The sequence below is a fragment of the Leifsonia sp. NPDC014704 genome (genome assembly GCF_043083605.1).
Taxonomy (GTDB): Bacteria; Actinomycetota; Actinomycetes; order Actinomycetales; family Microbacteriaceae; genus Leifsonia.
The window spans coordinates 821,289-836,583 of sequence record NZ_JBIBYW010000001.1 but is presented as its reverse complement, the minus strand read 5'-3'; the positions used below and the strand labels follow the sequence as shown (position 1 = coordinate 836,583).

The following is a 15,295-nucleotide window of genomic DNA, read 5'->3' as shown; positions in this document are numbered from 1 at the left end:
CGCCCGCGGAATGCCCGAGTGTCGGAGTTGGTTGTCACCTCCGACCTGACCGAGGATGGAGACCATGACCGACACCGCCGCTGCCGCTCCCACCGACCCGAACGCCGTCCTGGCCCGCTACCGCGCCCGCCGCGAACAGGCCGTGACCGCGCCGCAGGGCAACCTGGCGCTGGTGAACACCCAGTGGATCACCGGAGAGCCGGACTCGGAGCAGCCGATCTGGGGCGTCCCCGGTCTCTGGTCTCCGCTGCCCAAGGGCGAGTCGGGCCTGAAGGTCACCGCCGCGGCGACCGACAACGTCTTCGTCGACGACGTGCTGGTCGACGGCTCGGCGATCGTGCGCGGGAAGGACGACCCCAACCCCGGCAAGATCCGTTTCAGCGACACGGTCAGCGGGTTCGTCATCGCCAGCGAGGACGGCGACTACGCCCTCCGCGTATGGGACGCGAACTCGGAGGCGATCCAGGAGTTCGGCTCCATCGACGCCTTCCCGTTCAACCCGGAGTGGATCATCCAGGCCGCGTTCACTCCGATCGAGGGTGGCAAGACGGTCGGTTTCGAGCACCTCAAGGATGACGGTGCGACGCGCGACATGGTCATCCCGGGCGAGATCACCTTCACCAAGGACGGCGTCGACTACAACCTCGCCGCATTCAAGGCCGGCCGCGCCCTCCAACTCGTCTTCGCGGACACCACCAACGGCGACAGCACCTACTCGGTCGGCCGGTTCCTGTTCGTGGTGCCGAACGAGGACGGCACGGTCACGCTCGACTTCAACCTCGCGGTCCTGCCGCCGTGCGCGTTCAGCTACAACTTCAACTGCCCCCTTCCGCCGGCGCAGAACCGCTTCGCCGTGCCGATCGAGGCCGGCGAGAAGAACGTGCTCAACAAGCAGGGCGAGCTGCTGCACTAGGTCGCGCTGCGGCCTCCGGGGTCGGGCGCCTTCCGTCGGAGAAAGTGTTTCACATCTCCGACAGACCGGGGTGGGGATGGACTTTTGGGGCCCGAAGTCGCCGAACCTCCGACGATGCGCGGCGGATTTTGGACGGAAGCCGGCTAATCGGCCGGGCTCGCCGCCGCCGTCTCGGCGGCTGGCCGACGGCCGCGCCGCGGGCGCTCGGGGGAGCGCGGCTGCACCAGGGCGTCGGGATGCGACCGCAGCGTGGCCGCAACCTCGTCCAGCCACTCGATGGCGGCTTTCGCGCCGAGCTCGGCCGCGCGATTGGCAGCGAGGAGAGCCCGCGAGTCCGCCTCGTGGGTGAGGTAGCGGATCTTCTCGGCGTAGGCGGCGCGATAGCCGTCGACCACGGCCAGCGCATCCACCCCCTGCAGAGACGCGGCGATCAGAACCTGGTCCTGCATCTCGTCCCAGTCGGGGCGGCCGTCGGCGGGTGGACCGCCGAGCCACGCGGCTGCGGCCTCCCGTCCGGCCGCGGTCAGCTCGTAGAGCGGAAGACCGTCGTCGGTGGCGCCGGCGGAAGCGGCGAGACCCTGATCCGTCATCCGGTCGAGCGTCGAATAGACCTGGCCGGGGTTGAGCTGGCGTCGGTGCGCCGCGCGGCAGAGGAACTCGCTCTGGAGCTGCGAGCCGTAAGCAGCGCCCTGCGTGAGGAGCGCGAGGAAACCGTTCTGGACCGACATACTCGGTATGCTATTCCGTCCGGTGTTCGCCCGGCGAGCGAATCGCCGAATCACAATCTTGTAACTCCCCGCGGTTCTCGGGCATAATCGTGGCAACGCGCGCGAGCGCTACCGCAACTTCACACGCCGAAGATTTCCATCCGTTCCTGGTCGTAGGGGAAGACGCACCAACGAACGGAGGAGAACCATGTCGGCACACGTCGCTCGAGGGGTGCTCTACGTGCACTCCTCTCCCAGCGCGCTCTGCCCCCACATCGAGTGGGCGGCGGGTCGCGCCCTCGGGCGTGCAGTGAACTTCACCTGGGAGTCGCAGCCCGTGCTGAAGGGCTCCCAGCGCACGGAGTTCTTCTGGGACGGCCCTCCCGGCACCGGCGCGCGCCTCGCGTCCGCCCTGCGCGGCTGGGAGCACCTGCGGTACGAGGTGACGGAGGACGCCGGTCACGGCACCGACGGCGGCCGGTGGATGCACACGCCCGACCTCGGCATCTTCTTCGCCCAGGTCGACACGGCCGGAAACATGGTCGTGCCGGAGGACCGCATCCGCTACGCCATGGAGATCGCCGGCGCGAACGCGCTCGAACTGCACCGGGAGCTCCGGCTGGCCCTCGGTCAGGCGTGGGACGACGAGCTGGAGCCGTTCCGGCACGCCCACGACGACACGTCGGTCATCTGGCTGCACAACGTCGGCTGACCGCCGAACCGACTCCCGCGGCGGGCCTGGCATGGCCGCCCGCCTGCGGTGACACAGAGAAGGCCCCGCTCGTCACGAGCGGGGCCTTCCTGCTGTCCGGTGTCGTCCGGTGCGCTGCGTCGGCTCAGTAGCTGCGGAACGCGGCGACGGCGTTGTGTCCACCGAAGCCGAACGAGTTGCTGATGACGAGCTGAGGTCCGTCGCCGAGCAGCTGCGGCTCGCTCTTCACCTGCAGCGGGATGGCCGGGTCCATCTCGGTGATGTTGATCGTCGGCGGGGCCTGACGGTCGCGGATCGCGAGGATGCTGAACACGGCCTCCAGCGCACCGGTGCCGCCGAGCAGGTGGCCGGTGGACGCCTTGGTGGCCGACACGGGGATGCCGTGCACGCGCTCACCGAACACCTCGCGGAGCGCCACGTACTCGGACGGGTCGCCGACCGGGGTGCTGGTCGCGTGCGCGTTGATGTGGGTGACGTCGTCCGGCACGGCACCGGCCCGGTCGAGGGCGATGTGCACGGCACGGCTGGCGCCGCGACCCTCGGGGTCGTTCGCGGTGATGTGGTACGAGTCGGCGGTCACTCCGCCGCCGGCGAGCTCGGCGTAGATCCGGGCGCCGCGCGCGAGCGCGTGCTCCTCGGTCTCGAGCACCAGGCTGGCGGCACCCTCGCCCATGACGAAGCCGTCACGGTCGACGCTGTACGGGCGGGAGGCGTGCGCCGGGTCGTCGTTCCGGCGCGAGAGCGCCTGCATCGACGAGAACGACGCGACGGTGATCGGGTGGATGGCCGACTCCGTGCCACCGGCGATGACCACGTCCGCGAGACCCAGCTGAAGGTGCTCGTAGGCGTTGACGATCGACTCGGTGCTGGAGGCGCAGGCCGAGGCGACGGTGCGGGCGTAGGCACGCGCCTCGAAGTGCATGGAGACCGCGGCCGATGCCGCGTTCGGCATGAGCATCGGGACGGTCATCGGGAGGACACGGCGCGGGCCGCGCTCGCGCAGCGTATCCCAGGCGTCGAGCAGGGTCCACACGCCGCCGATGCCGGTGGCGTAGTCGACACCGAGGCGCTCGGGCGCGACATCCGGACGGCCGGCGTCCTCCCACGCCTCCATGGCGGAGATGAGGGCGAACTGGCTGGACGGGTCGAGACGCTTGGCGACGGGACGCTCCAGCACCTCCTCCGGGCGCACCTTGGCCTCGGCGGCGAAGGTGACCGGCAGCTCGTACTGGGCGACCCAGTCGTGCTCGAGGGTGCGGGCGCCGGAGACGCCGGCGAGCAGGGCGCTCCAGCTCTCGGGGGCGGTGCCACCGAGGGGCGAGGACGCGCCCATACCGGTGACGACGATCTTCTTGGTCATAACGGCAACTCTCCTGAATGAGGATGGCGGCGCTCGGTCAGAGCGCTGCCGCACGCGCGGGCGGCGACACGGTCGCGCGCCGCCCGCGCGGAAGAATCCTGGCTCTGCGCCTAGGCGTTCTGCGCCTTGACGATGAACTCGACCGCGTCTCCGACGGTCTTGAGGTTCTTGACCTCCTCGTCGGGGATCTTCACGTCGAACTTGTCCTCGGCGTTGACCACGATGGTCATCATCGAGATCGAGTCGATGTCGAGGTCGTCGGTGAACGACTTGTCCAGCTCAACCGTGTCGGTCGCGATGCCGGTCTCGTCGTTGATGAGCTCGGCCAGGCCGGCAAGAACTTCTTCGGTGGACAATGCCATGGTTTTTCTCTCCTTGAGGGGGGTGTCGTTGTGACCGGGAAACAGTCTAGGGCAGCACGACGACCTGCGCGCCGAACACCAGACCGGCTCCGAAGCCGATCTGAAGGGCCAGGCCGCCGCTCAGCTCCGGGTGTTCCTGGAGCAGTCGGTGGGTCGCGAGGGGGATGGATGCGGCGGACGTGTTGCCCGTCGTCTCGATGTCGCGGGCGATGGCGACGGTGTCGGGAAGCTTCAGCTGCTTGGCGAACTCGTCGACGATGCGCATGTTGGCCTGGTGCGGGATGAACGCGGCCAGCTGGTCGGGGGAGACCCCGGCCTCGTCGAGCGCCTGCTTGGCGACCTTGGCCATCTCCCAGACCGCCCAGCGGAAGACCGTCTGGCCCTCCTGGCGCAGGGTCGGCCACGGCTTCTCGCCGTCGCGGAACTCGAGGAGCGTGTTTCCCATCCCGACCGCGTCGGCCTTGGAGCCGTCCGAGCCCCACACCGTCTTGGCGATGCCCGGGTAGTCGCTCGGGCCGATGACGACGGCTCCCGCGCCGTCGCCGAGCAGGAACGAGATGGTGCGGTCGGTCGGGTCGACGACGTCGGAGAGCTTCTCGGCGCCGACGACGAGCGCGTAGTGCGCGGCCCCGGTGCGGATGAGCGCATCCGCCTGGGCCACCGCGTAGGCGTACCCGGCGCAGGCGGCGTTCATGTCGTACGCGGCTGCCGGGTTGGCGCCGACGCGGTCGGCGAGCACGGCGGCGATGGAGGGCGTCTGCTGCACGTTCGACACGGTCGCGACGATGACGGCGTCGATCAGCTTCGGGTCGACACCCGACTTCGCGATGGCCTCCTTCGACGCCTCGGTGGCGAGGTCGACGGCGAGCACGTCACGCCCGGCGCGGGTGCGGGTGATGATGCCGGTGCGCTGCCGGATCCACTCGTCGGAGGAGTTGATCGGGCCGACCAGGTCGTCGTTCGGCACGACGTTCTCGCCGCGGGCGGCGCCGATCGAGAGGATGCGGGTGTACTGCGGGCCGTGCGACTGCTGCAGGGTGGGGTGGGTCATCGGGGGAGCTCCTTGCGGCCTTACGCGGCCTGGTCGATGAGGTCGAAGGCGGCCGGCAGGTCGTCGGGGGTCTTGATGGCGACGGTCGGGACGCCCTTCAGGCCGCGCTTGGCGAGGCCGACGAGCGCGCCGGCGGGGGCGACCTCGATCAGGCCGGTGACGCCGGCCTCCTCGAAGGCCTTCATGTCGAGGTCCCAGCGCACCGGCGACGAGACCTGGCCGACGAGGAGTCGCAGGAACTCCGCGCCGTCGGTCACCTCCGAGCCGTCCTTGTTGGTCCAGAGACGCAGCGTCGGGTCGTTCGTCGTCAGGGTGGAGGCGAACTGCTCGAGCGCCGGGACGGCGGACGCCATGTACCGGGTGTGGAATGCACCGGCGACCTGCAGAGGAATCACGCGCGCGCGGGCCGGCGGGTTCTCGGCCAGCTGGGCCAGCGCATCCAGAGCGCCGGCGACGACGATCTGGCCGCCTCCGTTGTAGTTGGCGGGGGAGAGGCCAAGCTCGTCGAGGCGGGCGAGGAGCTCGGTCTCGTCGGCGCCGATCACGGCGCTCATGCCGGTCTGCGCCTCGGCGGCCGCGCGGGCCATGGCGGCGCCGCGCTCGCGCACGAAGGCGACGGCGTCGGTCTCGCTGAGGACACCGGCTCCCGCGGCCGCGGTGAGCTCGCCGACGGAGTGGCCGGCGATGCCGCCGACCCGGTCGCGGCGCCCGTCGGCGAACAGCGCGGACAGCGTCAGGAGTCCGGCCGAGACGATGAGCGGCTGAGCGACCGCGGTGTCGCGGATGGTGTCCGCGTCGCTGACGGTTCCGTGCGCTACGAGGTCGATGCCCACGGCGTCGGAGATGCCGGTGAGCTGGTCGCGGAACGAGGACTCGCTGAGCCATGGGTCCAGGAAGCCAGGGGTCTGGGATCCCTGACCCGGGCACACGATGACGATCACGGTTTCCAGTCTGCCAATCTTCCGCAGGGCGGATGTGTCGGATGGATACGAACTATTCGAGAATGCTTTGTGGTTGTCTACAACTCAGCCGCCGCGGCGGGGTGAGTCGGGCTCGTTGATGGAGCCGACGATCAGCGCAGCCTGCAAGATCAGGGCCTCGCGCGCGCCGGTCGCATCCCAGCCGATGACCTCGGAGACGCGCTTCAGGCGGTAGCGGACGGTGTTCGGGTGCACGAACAGCTCCCGCGCCGTCGCCTCCAGCGAGCGGCCGTTGTCGAGGTAGCACCAGAGCGTGGTCAGCAGCTCGGTGGAGTAGCCCTGCAGTGGGCGGTAGATGCGACTGATCAGCGTCGCGCGGGCGAGGCCGTCGCCGGCGAGGGCGCGCTCCGGGAGCAGGTCGTCCGCGTGAACCGGGCGCGGGCAGTTGCGCCAGGCCCGGGCGACGGCGAAACCGGCGAGGGCCGCCTTCGCGCTCTTGGACGCATCCACCAGGCTCGGGACCTCGTGGCCGAGCACCAGATGGCCAGGGCCGAAGCCGGGCTCCAGCTGCTGTGCGATCTCCATGAACGAGACCACGGGGGCGGCGCCGATCGCCTCCTCCGGCGTGCTGTTGCTCGGCCAGGCGCGGCCGATCACGAGCACCAGCCGGCTGCCCTGCACGCCGATCAGCACGTCGGCCGACATGTGCCGGGCGGTGCGGCGCAGCTGGTCGACGTCGAGCATCTTCGGGGCGGTCCCGACAAGGACGCTGACCTCGCCGTGGCCGTGCCAGCCGAGCGCGGCGATGCGGCTCGGGAGCTCGTCGTCGTACTCGCCGGTCAGGATGCTGTCGACGACCAGGGCTTCGAGGCGTGCATCCCACAGGCCGCGGGCCTCGGCGGCACGCGCGTAGACGTCGGCCGCCGCGAACGCGATCTCGCGGGAGTACAGCAGGATGGCCTCCCGCAGATCCTCGCTTCCCGCCGTCTTCACGCGCTCCTCGACCACCTCGACGGTGATCTTGATGAGCTGCAGCGTCTGCTGCAGGCTCACGCTGCGAAGCAGCTCGCGGGGGGCCGCGCCGAACACGTCGGCGGCGATCCACGGCGTCGAGCGGGGATCGTCGTACCAGGAGATGAAGGACGAGATACCCGCCTGGGCCACCAGGCCGACGGCGCTGCGCCGGCCCGGTGGCATGTCGCGGTACCAGGGGAGGGTGTCCTCGAGCCGCTTGAGCGTGGTCGTCGCCAGCTCACCCGAAATCTTGCGCAGCCACGCGAGCGTCTCGGGCTTCGTCCTCTCCACCTGGCTGCCTGCCACGGGAGCCGTTACGCCTCGCCGCCCGCGCTGCCCGTGGTGCCGGCGTTGACGTCGTGCAGGAGGTACTTCTCGATCGCCCAGGCGGGGGCGTTCGGGTCGACCTTGCCCTGCGCGGCGAGCAGCTCCAGCGTCCGCACCACCATCGACGGTCCGTCGATTTTGAAGAACCGGCGAGCCGCGGGGCGGGTGTCTGAGAAGCCGAAGCTGTCGGCGCCAAGGGTCGCGTACTCGCCCGGGACGAACTGACGGATCATGTCCGGCACGGCGTGCGAGTAGTCGGTGACGGCGACGAACGGGCCCTCGGACCCCTCCAACTTGCGCGTGACGTACGGCACCTGCTTCTCCTGCTGCGGGTAGAGGAAGTTGTGCTCCTCGGCGGCGAGACCGTCGCGGCGCAGCTCGCCCCACGAGGTGACGCTCCACACGTCGGCCGAGACTCCCCAGTCCTGCGCGAGCAGGTGCTGGGCCTCCAGGGCCCACGGCACGGAGACGCCCGACGCGAGCAGCTGGGCCTTCGGCCCATCGCCCTCGCCGGCGCGCAGCTTGTAGACGCCGCGGACGATGCCGTCCACATCCACGCCCTCCGGCTCGGCCGGCTGGACGATCGGCTCGTTGTACACCGTGAGGTAGTACATGACGTTCGGGTCCGGGTGGTTGCCGCCGTACATCCGCTCGAGGCCGGCGCGCACGATGTGGCCGATCTCGTAGCCGTACGCGGGGTCGTACTGGACGACGGCCGGGTTGGTGGATGCGAGGAGCGGCGAGTGGCCGTCCGCGTGCTGCAGGCCCTCACCGGTCAGCGTGGTCCGACCGGCGGTAGCACCGATGAGGAAGCCGCGCGCCATCTGGTCGCCCGCCGCCCACAGGGCGTCGCCCGTGCGCTGGAAGCCGAACATCGAGTAGAAGACGTAGACCGGGATGAGCGGCTCGCCCTGCGTCGAGTACGACGTGCCCACGTTGGTGAAAGCGGCCAGCGCGCCGGCCTCGTTGATGCCGACGTGGATGATCTGGCCCTGCGGGCTCTCCTTGTAGGCGAGGAGCAGCTCGCGGTCGACCGACGTGTAGTGCTGGCCGTTCGGGTTGTAGATCTTCGCGTTCGGGAAGAAGGCGTCCATACCGAAGGTGCGCGCCTCGTCCGGGATGATCGGGACGATGCGGTGCCCGAAGTCCTTCGAGCGGAGCAGGTCCTTCAGCAGGCGGACGAACGCCATGGTCGTGGCGACCTCCTGCGTTCCGGAGCCCTTCTTCGAGATCGCGTACGCGGAGTCGTCCGGCAGGTTGAGCTGCGTGTACTTCGCGCGGCGCTCCGGCACGTAGCCGCCGAGCGCGCGGCGGCGGTCGTGCAGGTACTGGATCGCCTCGTCGTCCGCACCGGGGTTGTAGTACGGCGGAAGGTACGGGTTCTCCTCGAGCTGGGCGTCCGTGATCGGGATGCGCATGGCATCGCGGAACGTCTTCAGGTTGTCCAGCGTCATCTTCTTCATCTGGTGGGTCGCGTTGCGGCCCTCGAACGACGGGCCGAGCCCGTAGCCCTTGATGGTCTTGGCGATGATGACGGTCGGCTGGCCCTTGTGCTCGGCGGCCGCCTTGAAGGCGGCGTACACCTTGCGGTAGTCGTGGCCACCGCGCTTGAGGTTCCAGATCTGGTCGTCGCTGTAGTCCTTGACGAGCTCCAGCGTCCGCGGGTCGCGGCCGAAGAAGTTCTCACGGACGTAGGCGCCGCTCTCGGTCTTGTACGTCTGGTAGTCGCCGTCGGGCGTCTCGTTCATGAGGTTGACGAGCGCGCCGTCGGCGTCGCGGGCGAGCAGGTCGTCCCACTCGCGGCCCCAGATGACCTTGATGACGTTCCAGCCTGCGCCGCGGAAGAAGCTCTCGAGCTCCTGGATGATCTTGCCGTTGCCGCGGACCGGGCCGTCGAGGCGCTGCAGGTTCGCGTTGATGACGAAGGTGAGGTTGTCGAGCTTCTCGTTGGCCGCGACCTGGAGCTGACCGCGCGACTCGACCTCATCCATCTCGCCGTCGCCGAGGAACGCCCAGACGTGCTGGTCGGAGGCGTCCTTGATGCCGCGGTTGGTGAGGTACTTGTTGAGCTGCGCCTGGTAGATCGCGTTGATCGGCCCGAGGCCCATCGACACGGTCGGGAACTGCCAGAACTCGGGCATGAGGCGCGGGTGCGGGTAGCTCGAGAGGCCGCCGCCGGCGTGCGACTTCTCCTGGCGGAAGCCGTCGAGCTGGTCGGCGCTCAGGCGCCCCTCGAGGAACGCCCGGGCGTAGGTGCCGGGGGAGGCGTGGCCCTGGATGAAGATCTGGTCGCCGCCGCCCGGGTGGTCCTGGCCGCGGAAGAAGTGGTTGAAGCCGACCTCGTAGAGCGCGGCGCTCGACGCGTACGTCGAGATGTGGCCGCCGACGGCGATGCCGGGGCGCTGCGCACGGTGGACGAGGACGGCGGCGTTCCAGCGGATCCACGCGCGGTAGCGGCGCTCGATCTCCTCGTCACCGGGGAACTCGGGCTCGTTCTCCGGGGAGATCGTGTTGATGTAATCCGTCGTCGGGACCATCGGCACGCCGACGTGCAGTTCCTTCGAGCGCTTGAGCAGGCTGAGCATGATCTCGCGAGCACGCTCATGGCCATGGGCCGCAACCAGTTGGTCGAGGGATTCGCGCCACTCGGCGGTCTCCTCCGGGTCCGAATCGATGTTATTCATCGAGTACGGGTCCTGGTCGTTTACAGTCACCCTCGACCTCTTTCTTGTGTCGGATGGATCGTGGACAAGCCGGAGCGCTGTCGGGTTTCGACAAGCGCGGGCACCATCGTCCAGCCTAGCCTCACTCCGGCGCCGTCGTTGACCGTCACTTGGTGCTGCGAGAACCGAGGTCTAGGCTGTGTCATCGTGGCTCTAGAGAACGACACGCTCGCACCCGATTTCGAACTGCTCAACCAGTACGGGGAGACGGTTCGACTGAGCGACTTCCGGGGCAGGAAGGCGGTCGCGATCGTCTTCTTCCCGCTCGCTTTCTCGGGCACCTGCACCGGCGAGCTGTGCGCGCTGCGCGACAACATCTCCCTGTTCGAGGATCACCGGGTCGAATTGCTGGGCGTCTCGGTCGACTCCAAGTTCACGCTGCGGGCGTGGGCGGAGCAGGAGGGCTACGAATTCTCGCTGCTCGCGGACTTCTGGCCGCACGGCGATATCGCCAAGGAGTACGGCGTCTTCCTTCCCGAGAAGGGCTTCGCGAACCGCGCGACCTTCCTCATCGACGAGCGCGGCATCATCCGCCAGTCCTTCATCACCGCGCCGGGCGAGGCCCGCTCGATCGACGCGTACCGCGCGGCGCTCGACCGGCTCCCCGCCCACGTCTGACCGCCGCCTGACGCCCTCCGCGTGGCGAAGATTTGGCGCAAATCTCGGTTATGAGACACGCATAACAGAGATTTGGCGCAAATCTCTCGCGAGGTGACGGGTTCGGTAGGGTAGAGGGGCGTCACGGGCCTTTAGCTCAGCTGGTAGAGCGCCACGTTTACACCGTGGATGTCGTCGGTTCGATCCCGGCAGGGCCCACTTCTCGAATCGGTCGGTTGGGCCCGAGCAGCTCGAAGAGCGCGTCGACCGTCGCGGCCATGTCGACCGACGGGTCCTGCAGCCACTGCAGCTGCATGCCGTCGGAGACCGCCTGCAGGATGCGCGCGAGCGTGTCCGGGTCGACCCGGCTCCCGACCGCGTCGGCGCCCTGGCGTTCCGCGAGCGCCGCGGCGAACGTGCGGCGGAGGGCCGCACTGCGCTCGACGAAGTAGTCGTGGGCGGGATGCTGCGGGTCGCCGGCGTCGACCGCCAGGCGCGAGAACAGCTGCACCAGACCCGGAACCTCGGCGTTGTGCCGCACGATTCCGACGTACCCGTCGCGGATGCGGTCGAGCGACGCCTGCTCGTCCACGTCGCCGAAGCGGCGGCTGTCGACCTCGTCGCGTTTGCGGAGGATCGCCGTGAACAGCTCCTCCTTGCTGTCGAAGTAGTGGAGGAGGCCGGCCTGGCTGAGGCCCACCGCATCCGCCAGCTCCTTCACCGACGCTCCGCGGATGCCCTCGCGAGCGATCACCTCGAGCGCGCGCTCCAGGATCTCGTCCCGCTTCGCCACGCCTTTCGCGTAGGAACCTCGTCGTGCCATGCCTCCATCATAAACCGAACAGCGCTTGCTTTCTGAAAACCGAGTGACGTATGGTTTTCCCACCGTCCACGGTGGATGGTGAGAGGAACCCCTTCGACAATGACGTCAGACACCTCCGTCCCGCTCGGCGAACCCGCCGCTGAGCCGACACCGATCACGACCAACACCTTCGTCGGCACCGCCTCCGGCAACGACGACCCGCCCGCGCCCATCAGGGGCCTCCGCCGGCTGATGGTGTGGATCATCCCCGCCAACCTCGGCATCTATCTGATCTGGGGCGCGCTGCCCGGCATCCTCCTCCCGCAGCAGATCACGCAGCTGTTCGGCGAGCAGGACAAGGTCGCCAACCTCACGATCGTGGCGACTATCGGCGCATTCGCGGCCATGATCGCGCAGCCGATCGCCGGCCAGATCTCCGACCGCACCCGGTCGCGCTTCGGCCGCAGAGCGCCGTGGATCCTCCTCGGCTCCCTCGCCGGCGGACTGTCGCTGATCGGTCTCGCCTTCGCGAACTCGCTCATCGGCGTCATCATCGCCTGGACCCTCGTGCAGATCTGCTACAACTTCGCCCAGGGCCCGCTCACGGCGGTCATGCCCGACCGGGTGCCGCTCAAGCGCCGCGGCACGTTCGCCGCCCTCTCCGGGATCGGGCTGATGGTGGGCGCGCTCGGCGGCTCGATCATCGGCTCGCTCTTCTTCAACAGCATCGCCGTCGGCTACGTCTTCTTCGCCGTGTTCTCGCTCGTCGTCCTGAGCCTGTTCGTCCTTCTCAACCCCGACTACTCGAGCCGGGCACTCGAGCGGGAGCCGTTCACCCTGGGCGAGTTCCTCCGGACGTTCTGGGTCAACCCGATCGCGCACCCCGACTTCTTCTGGGCGTTCACCGGACGACTGCTGCTCTACACCGGCTACTTCGCCGTGACGGGGTACCAGCTCTTCCTGCTGACCGACTACTTCCATGTCGCGCACCCGGAGCAGGTCATCCCGCTGCTCGGGCTGCTCAGCCTCGCCGGCATCATCATCTCGACGGTGGTCTCCGGCCCGCTCTCCGACCGCTTCGGTCGTCGCAAGCCCTTCGTGTTCGCCTCTGCCGCGGTTGTCAGCGTCGCCTTCCTGCTGCCGTGGCTCTGGCCCGATCTGAGCGCCTGGGTGATCATGACGGCCATCTCGGGATTCGGCTTCGGGATGTTCCAGGCTGTGGACACCGCCCTCATGAGCGAGGTGCTCCCGTCCGCGAAGTCCTTCGCGAAGGACCTCGGCGTCGTGAACATCGCCGCCACCCTGCCGCAGACCCTCGCCCCGGGTGTCGCCGGCGCGATCGTGCTCGCCTTCGGATACGCCGGACTCTTCCCCATCGGGATCGTCCTCGGCATCCTGGGGGCATTGGCCGTCTGGCCCATCAAGGCGACCCGCTGACCCCGACCGACTTCTCTGCCTCACTGCTCCACGCACCACACGGAAGGAAACACATGACAGACACGACCACGGCGGCCACCGCTGCCGACATCTCCGGGCTCAGCGTCGAGGAGAAGGCCTCGCTCACCAGCGGGGAGAGCTTCTGGCGCACGAAGGCGGTCGGCGACATCCCGTCCGTCATGCTCACCGACGGCCCGCACGGCCTCCGCAAGCAGCGGGAGGGCGGCGATCACCTAGGGATCGGCGACAGCGTTCCGGCGACCTGCTTCCCGCCCGCGGTGGCCCTCGGCTCCTCGTGGGATGTCGAGCTGGTCGAGCGCGTCGGCACCGCGCTGGGCGTCGAGTCGTCCATCGAGGACGTCGCCGTCCTCCTGGGCCCGGGCATCAACATCAAGCGGTCGCCGCTGTGCGGCCGTAACTTCGAGTACCTGAGCGAGGATCCCATCGTCTCCGGCGTGCTCGGCGCTGCGCTCGTGCGCGGCATCCAGTCGCAGGGGGTCGGTGCGTCGCTGAAGCACTTCGCGGCCAACAACCAGGAGGACGACCGGATGCGTTCCTCCTCCGATGTGGACCCGCGGCCGCTGCGCGAGATCTACCTGCGCGGCTTCCAACGGGTCGTCGAGGACGCCCAGCCGCACACGGTGATGTGCTCGTACAACCGCATCAACGGCGTCTTCGCGTCCGAGAACCGGTGGCTGCTCACCGACGTGCTGCGCGACGAGTGGGGCTTCCAGGGCCTGGTCGTCTCCGACTGGGGAGCGGTCAGCGACCGGGTCGCCGCCCTGCACGCCGGACTCGACCTCGAGATGCCGGGCAACGCCGGGCTGAGCGATGCCGCGGTCGTCGCGGCGGTGGGCGACGGCTCGCTCGACGAGTCCGTGCTGGATGCGTCGGCGGCCCGGGTGGCTGCGCTCGCTACGCGCTGGGCGGCCACCGAGCGCGTGCAGGGTCCGCTCGATGTGGACGCCCACCACGCCCTGGCCCGGGAGGCGGCCGGTCGATCCATCGTGCTGCTGAAGAACGACGCGGCCGGGGACGGCGGGCAGCCGCTTCTGCCGCTCGACGCCGACCGGTCGATCGCGGTCATCGGCGCGTTCGCCGACAAGCCGCGGTACCAGGGCGCCGGGTCGTCGATGATCCACCCCACCCGGCTCGACGACGCCCTCACCGCCATGCGCGCGGCGGCCGCCGACGTGACGTACGCACCGGGGTTCTCGCTGGCGGCCGAGGTGGATGCGGCGGAGTCGTCGCGACTGCGCGACGAAGCTATCGCGGCCGCATCCTCCGCCGACGTGGCCGTGGTCTTCGCCGGCTTGCCCGCACGGCTGGAGTCGGAGGGCTACGACCGCGACGACATCGACCTGCCGGCGGACCAGCTGGCCGTCATCGATGCGGTCGTCGCGGCCAACCCGCGCACGATGGTCGTGCTGTCCAACGGCGGTGTGGTGACGCTCCCGTTCTCGAGGACCGTGCCGGCGATCGTGGAGGGATGGCTGCTCGGCCAGGCGGGCGGCTCCGCCACCGCCGACGTACTGTTCGGCGCGATCAACCCGTCGGGCAAGCTCACCGAGACGGTCCCGTTGCGGCTGGAGGACACCCCGGCGTTCCTCAACTTCCCCGGCGAGGAGGGACACGTCCGGTACGGCGAGGGCCTGTTCGTCGGCTACCGCTGGTACGATGCGCGCCGGATGGAGGTCGAGTACCCGTTCGGTCACGGACTCTCCTACACGACCTTCTCCTACGGCGACGCGAGCGCTTCCGTGACTGCATCCGGCGACATCGAGGTGCGCGTCACCGTGACGAACACGGGGGAGCGCTCCGGTCGTGAGGTGGTGCAGGTGTACACGTCGCTGGCCGGGTCGCGCGTTCAGCGGCCACCGCGGGAGCTCAAGGGCTTCGGCGCGATCGAGCTCGAGCCGGGCGCCTCCGGTGAGGTCGCGGTGACGATCCGGCGCGAGGACCTGGCGTACTGGGACGTTCGCGCCGACCGCTGGGTGGTCGAGGGCGGCGAGTACACGATCGAGGTGGGCGCCTCCAGCCGCGACCTGCGCGCCGCGGTCTCGGCCACGCTCGACGGAGACGAGGTGCGGCTGCCGCTCACGCGCGAGTCGTCGCTCGGCGAGGTGCTCGCGCATCCCGTCGCCGGTCCGATGGTGCAGGGAGCGCTGGCGGGGATGTCGGAGCTGCTCGACGGCGCGTCGTCGATCATGCCGGAAGGCGTCTCGATGGAGCGGATGATGGCATCCTTTCCGATCGGGCGCGTCGGCATGATGTCCGGCGGCCAGGTGACGCCCGACATGATCGACGGGCTGCTCGCCGCCGCGAACGCGCAGCAGCAGTGACGCCGGCCCCGGTTCGCCGAGTGGAGCT

Annotated in this window: 13 protein-coding genes and 1 tRNA gene; 6 read left to right on the top strand and 8 right to left on the bottom strand. The window is 69.3% G+C overall.

Annotated features, from left to right (window positions below; translation table 11 throughout):
• Window positions 1–64: 64 nt before the first annotated feature.
• On the top strand, window positions 65–913 hold the full coding sequence (locus tag ACF1AJ_RS04155; RefSeq protein WP_391506233.1) for a DUF1684 domain-containing protein: 849 nt from the start codon (window positions 65–67) through the stop codon (window positions 911–913).
• 143 nt (window positions 914–1,056) lie between these two features.
• Here ACF1AJ_RS04155 and ACF1AJ_RS04150 read toward each other — a convergent pair whose 3' ends face one another.
• Window positions 1,057–1,641, bottom strand: a complete 585-nt coding sequence (locus ACF1AJ_RS04150; RefSeq protein ID WP_391506232.1) for a PadR family transcriptional regulator — start codon at window positions 1,639–1,641, stop codon at window positions 1,057–1,059.
• A gap of 187 nt (window positions 1,642–1,828) precedes the next feature.
• Between ACF1AJ_RS04150 and ACF1AJ_RS04145 the strand changes: the two genes are divergently transcribed.
• A complete protein-coding gene (locus ACF1AJ_RS04145) occupies window positions 1,829–2,332 on the top strand; it encodes a DUF3145 domain-containing protein (protein ID WP_026307170.1) in 504 nt (167 codons plus the stop codon).
• Window positions 2,333–2,456: 124 nt separating this feature from the next.
• Here ACF1AJ_RS04145 and ACF1AJ_RS04140 read toward each other — a convergent pair whose 3' ends face one another.
• The 6 genes from ACF1AJ_RS04140 to aceE all read right to left on the bottom strand — a co-directional run bounded on the left by ACF1AJ_RS04140 (window position 2,457) and on the right by aceE (window position 10,080).
• Window positions 2,457–3,692, bottom strand: a complete 1,236-nt coding sequence (locus tag ACF1AJ_RS04140) for a beta-ketoacyl-[acyl-carrier-protein] synthase family protein (RefSeq protein WP_391506231.1) — start codon at window positions 3,690–3,692, stop codon at window positions 2,457–2,459.
• Window positions 3,693–3,802: 110 nt separating this feature from the next.
• Window positions 3,803–4,054 carry an acyl carrier protein gene (locus tag ACF1AJ_RS04135; protein ID WP_018190963.1) on the bottom strand — a complete coding sequence of 84 codons (252 nt, stop codon included), beginning with the start codon at window positions 4,052–4,054 and terminating at the stop codon, window positions 3,803–3,805.
• Between the two features lie 46 nt (window positions 4,055–4,100).
• Window positions 4,101–5,105, bottom strand: coding sequence for a beta-ketoacyl-ACP synthase III (locus tag ACF1AJ_RS04130; RefSeq protein WP_391506230.1), 1,005 nt, complete (start codon window positions 5,103–5,105; stop codon window positions 4,101–4,103).
• A 20-nt stretch (window positions 5,106–5,125) separates the two neighbouring features.
• Window positions 5,126–6,046 carry an ACP S-malonyltransferase gene (locus ACF1AJ_RS04125; RefSeq protein ID WP_391506229.1) on the bottom strand — a complete coding sequence of 307 codons (921 nt, stop codon included), beginning with the start codon at window positions 6,044–6,046 and terminating at the stop codon, window positions 5,126–5,128.
• Window positions 6,047–6,130: 84 nt separating this feature from the next.
• Window positions 6,131–7,330, bottom strand: a complete 1,200-nt coding sequence (locus ACF1AJ_RS04120; RefSeq protein WP_018190966.1) for a CdaR family transcriptional regulator — start codon at window positions 7,328–7,330, stop codon at window positions 6,131–6,133.
• Between the two features lie 23 nt (window positions 7,331–7,353).
• Entirely contained in the window at window positions 7,354–10,080 is a 2,727-nt protein-coding gene (gene aceE / locus ACF1AJ_RS04115) for a pyruvate dehydrogenase (acetyl-transferring), homodimeric type (protein ID WP_391506228.1), read from the bottom strand.
• A 156-nt stretch (window positions 10,081–10,236) separates the two neighbouring features.
• Here aceE and ACF1AJ_RS04110 point away from each other — a divergent pair, with 156 nt between their 5' ends.
• Entirely contained in the window at window positions 10,237–10,707 is a 471-nt protein-coding gene (locus ACF1AJ_RS04110) for a peroxiredoxin (protein ID WP_309859500.1), read from the top strand.
• A 125-nt stretch (window positions 10,708–10,832) separates the two neighbouring features.
• Window positions 10,833–10,905: transfer RNA gene (locus ACF1AJ_RS04105), tRNA-Val, on the top strand.
• On the opposite strand, the gene ACF1AJ_RS04100 is transcribed toward ACF1AJ_RS04105, so the two are convergent.
• Window positions 10,865–11,509: a TetR/AcrR family transcriptional regulator gene (locus tag ACF1AJ_RS04100; RefSeq protein WP_391507432.1), complete on the bottom strand. Its 645-nt coding sequence runs from the start codon at window positions 11,507–11,509 to the stop codon at window positions 10,865–10,867. The two genes, ACF1AJ_RS04105 and ACF1AJ_RS04100, sit on opposite strands and share 41 nt — an antisense overlap.
• 99 nt (window positions 11,510–11,608) lie before the next feature.
• On the opposite strand from ACF1AJ_RS04100, the gene ACF1AJ_RS04095 reads away from it, so the two are divergent.
• Window positions 11,609–12,925, top strand: a complete 1,317-nt coding sequence (locus ACF1AJ_RS04095) for an MFS transporter (protein ID WP_391506227.1) — start codon at window positions 11,609–11,611, stop codon at window positions 12,923–12,925.
• A gap of 53 nt (window positions 12,926–12,978) precedes the next feature.
• Window positions 12,979–15,267: a glycoside hydrolase family 3 C-terminal domain-containing protein gene (locus tag ACF1AJ_RS04090; protein ID WP_391506226.1), complete on the top strand. Its 2,289-nt coding sequence runs from the start codon at window positions 12,979–12,981 to the stop codon at window positions 15,265–15,267.
• Window positions 15,268–15,295 lie beyond the last annotated feature (28 nt).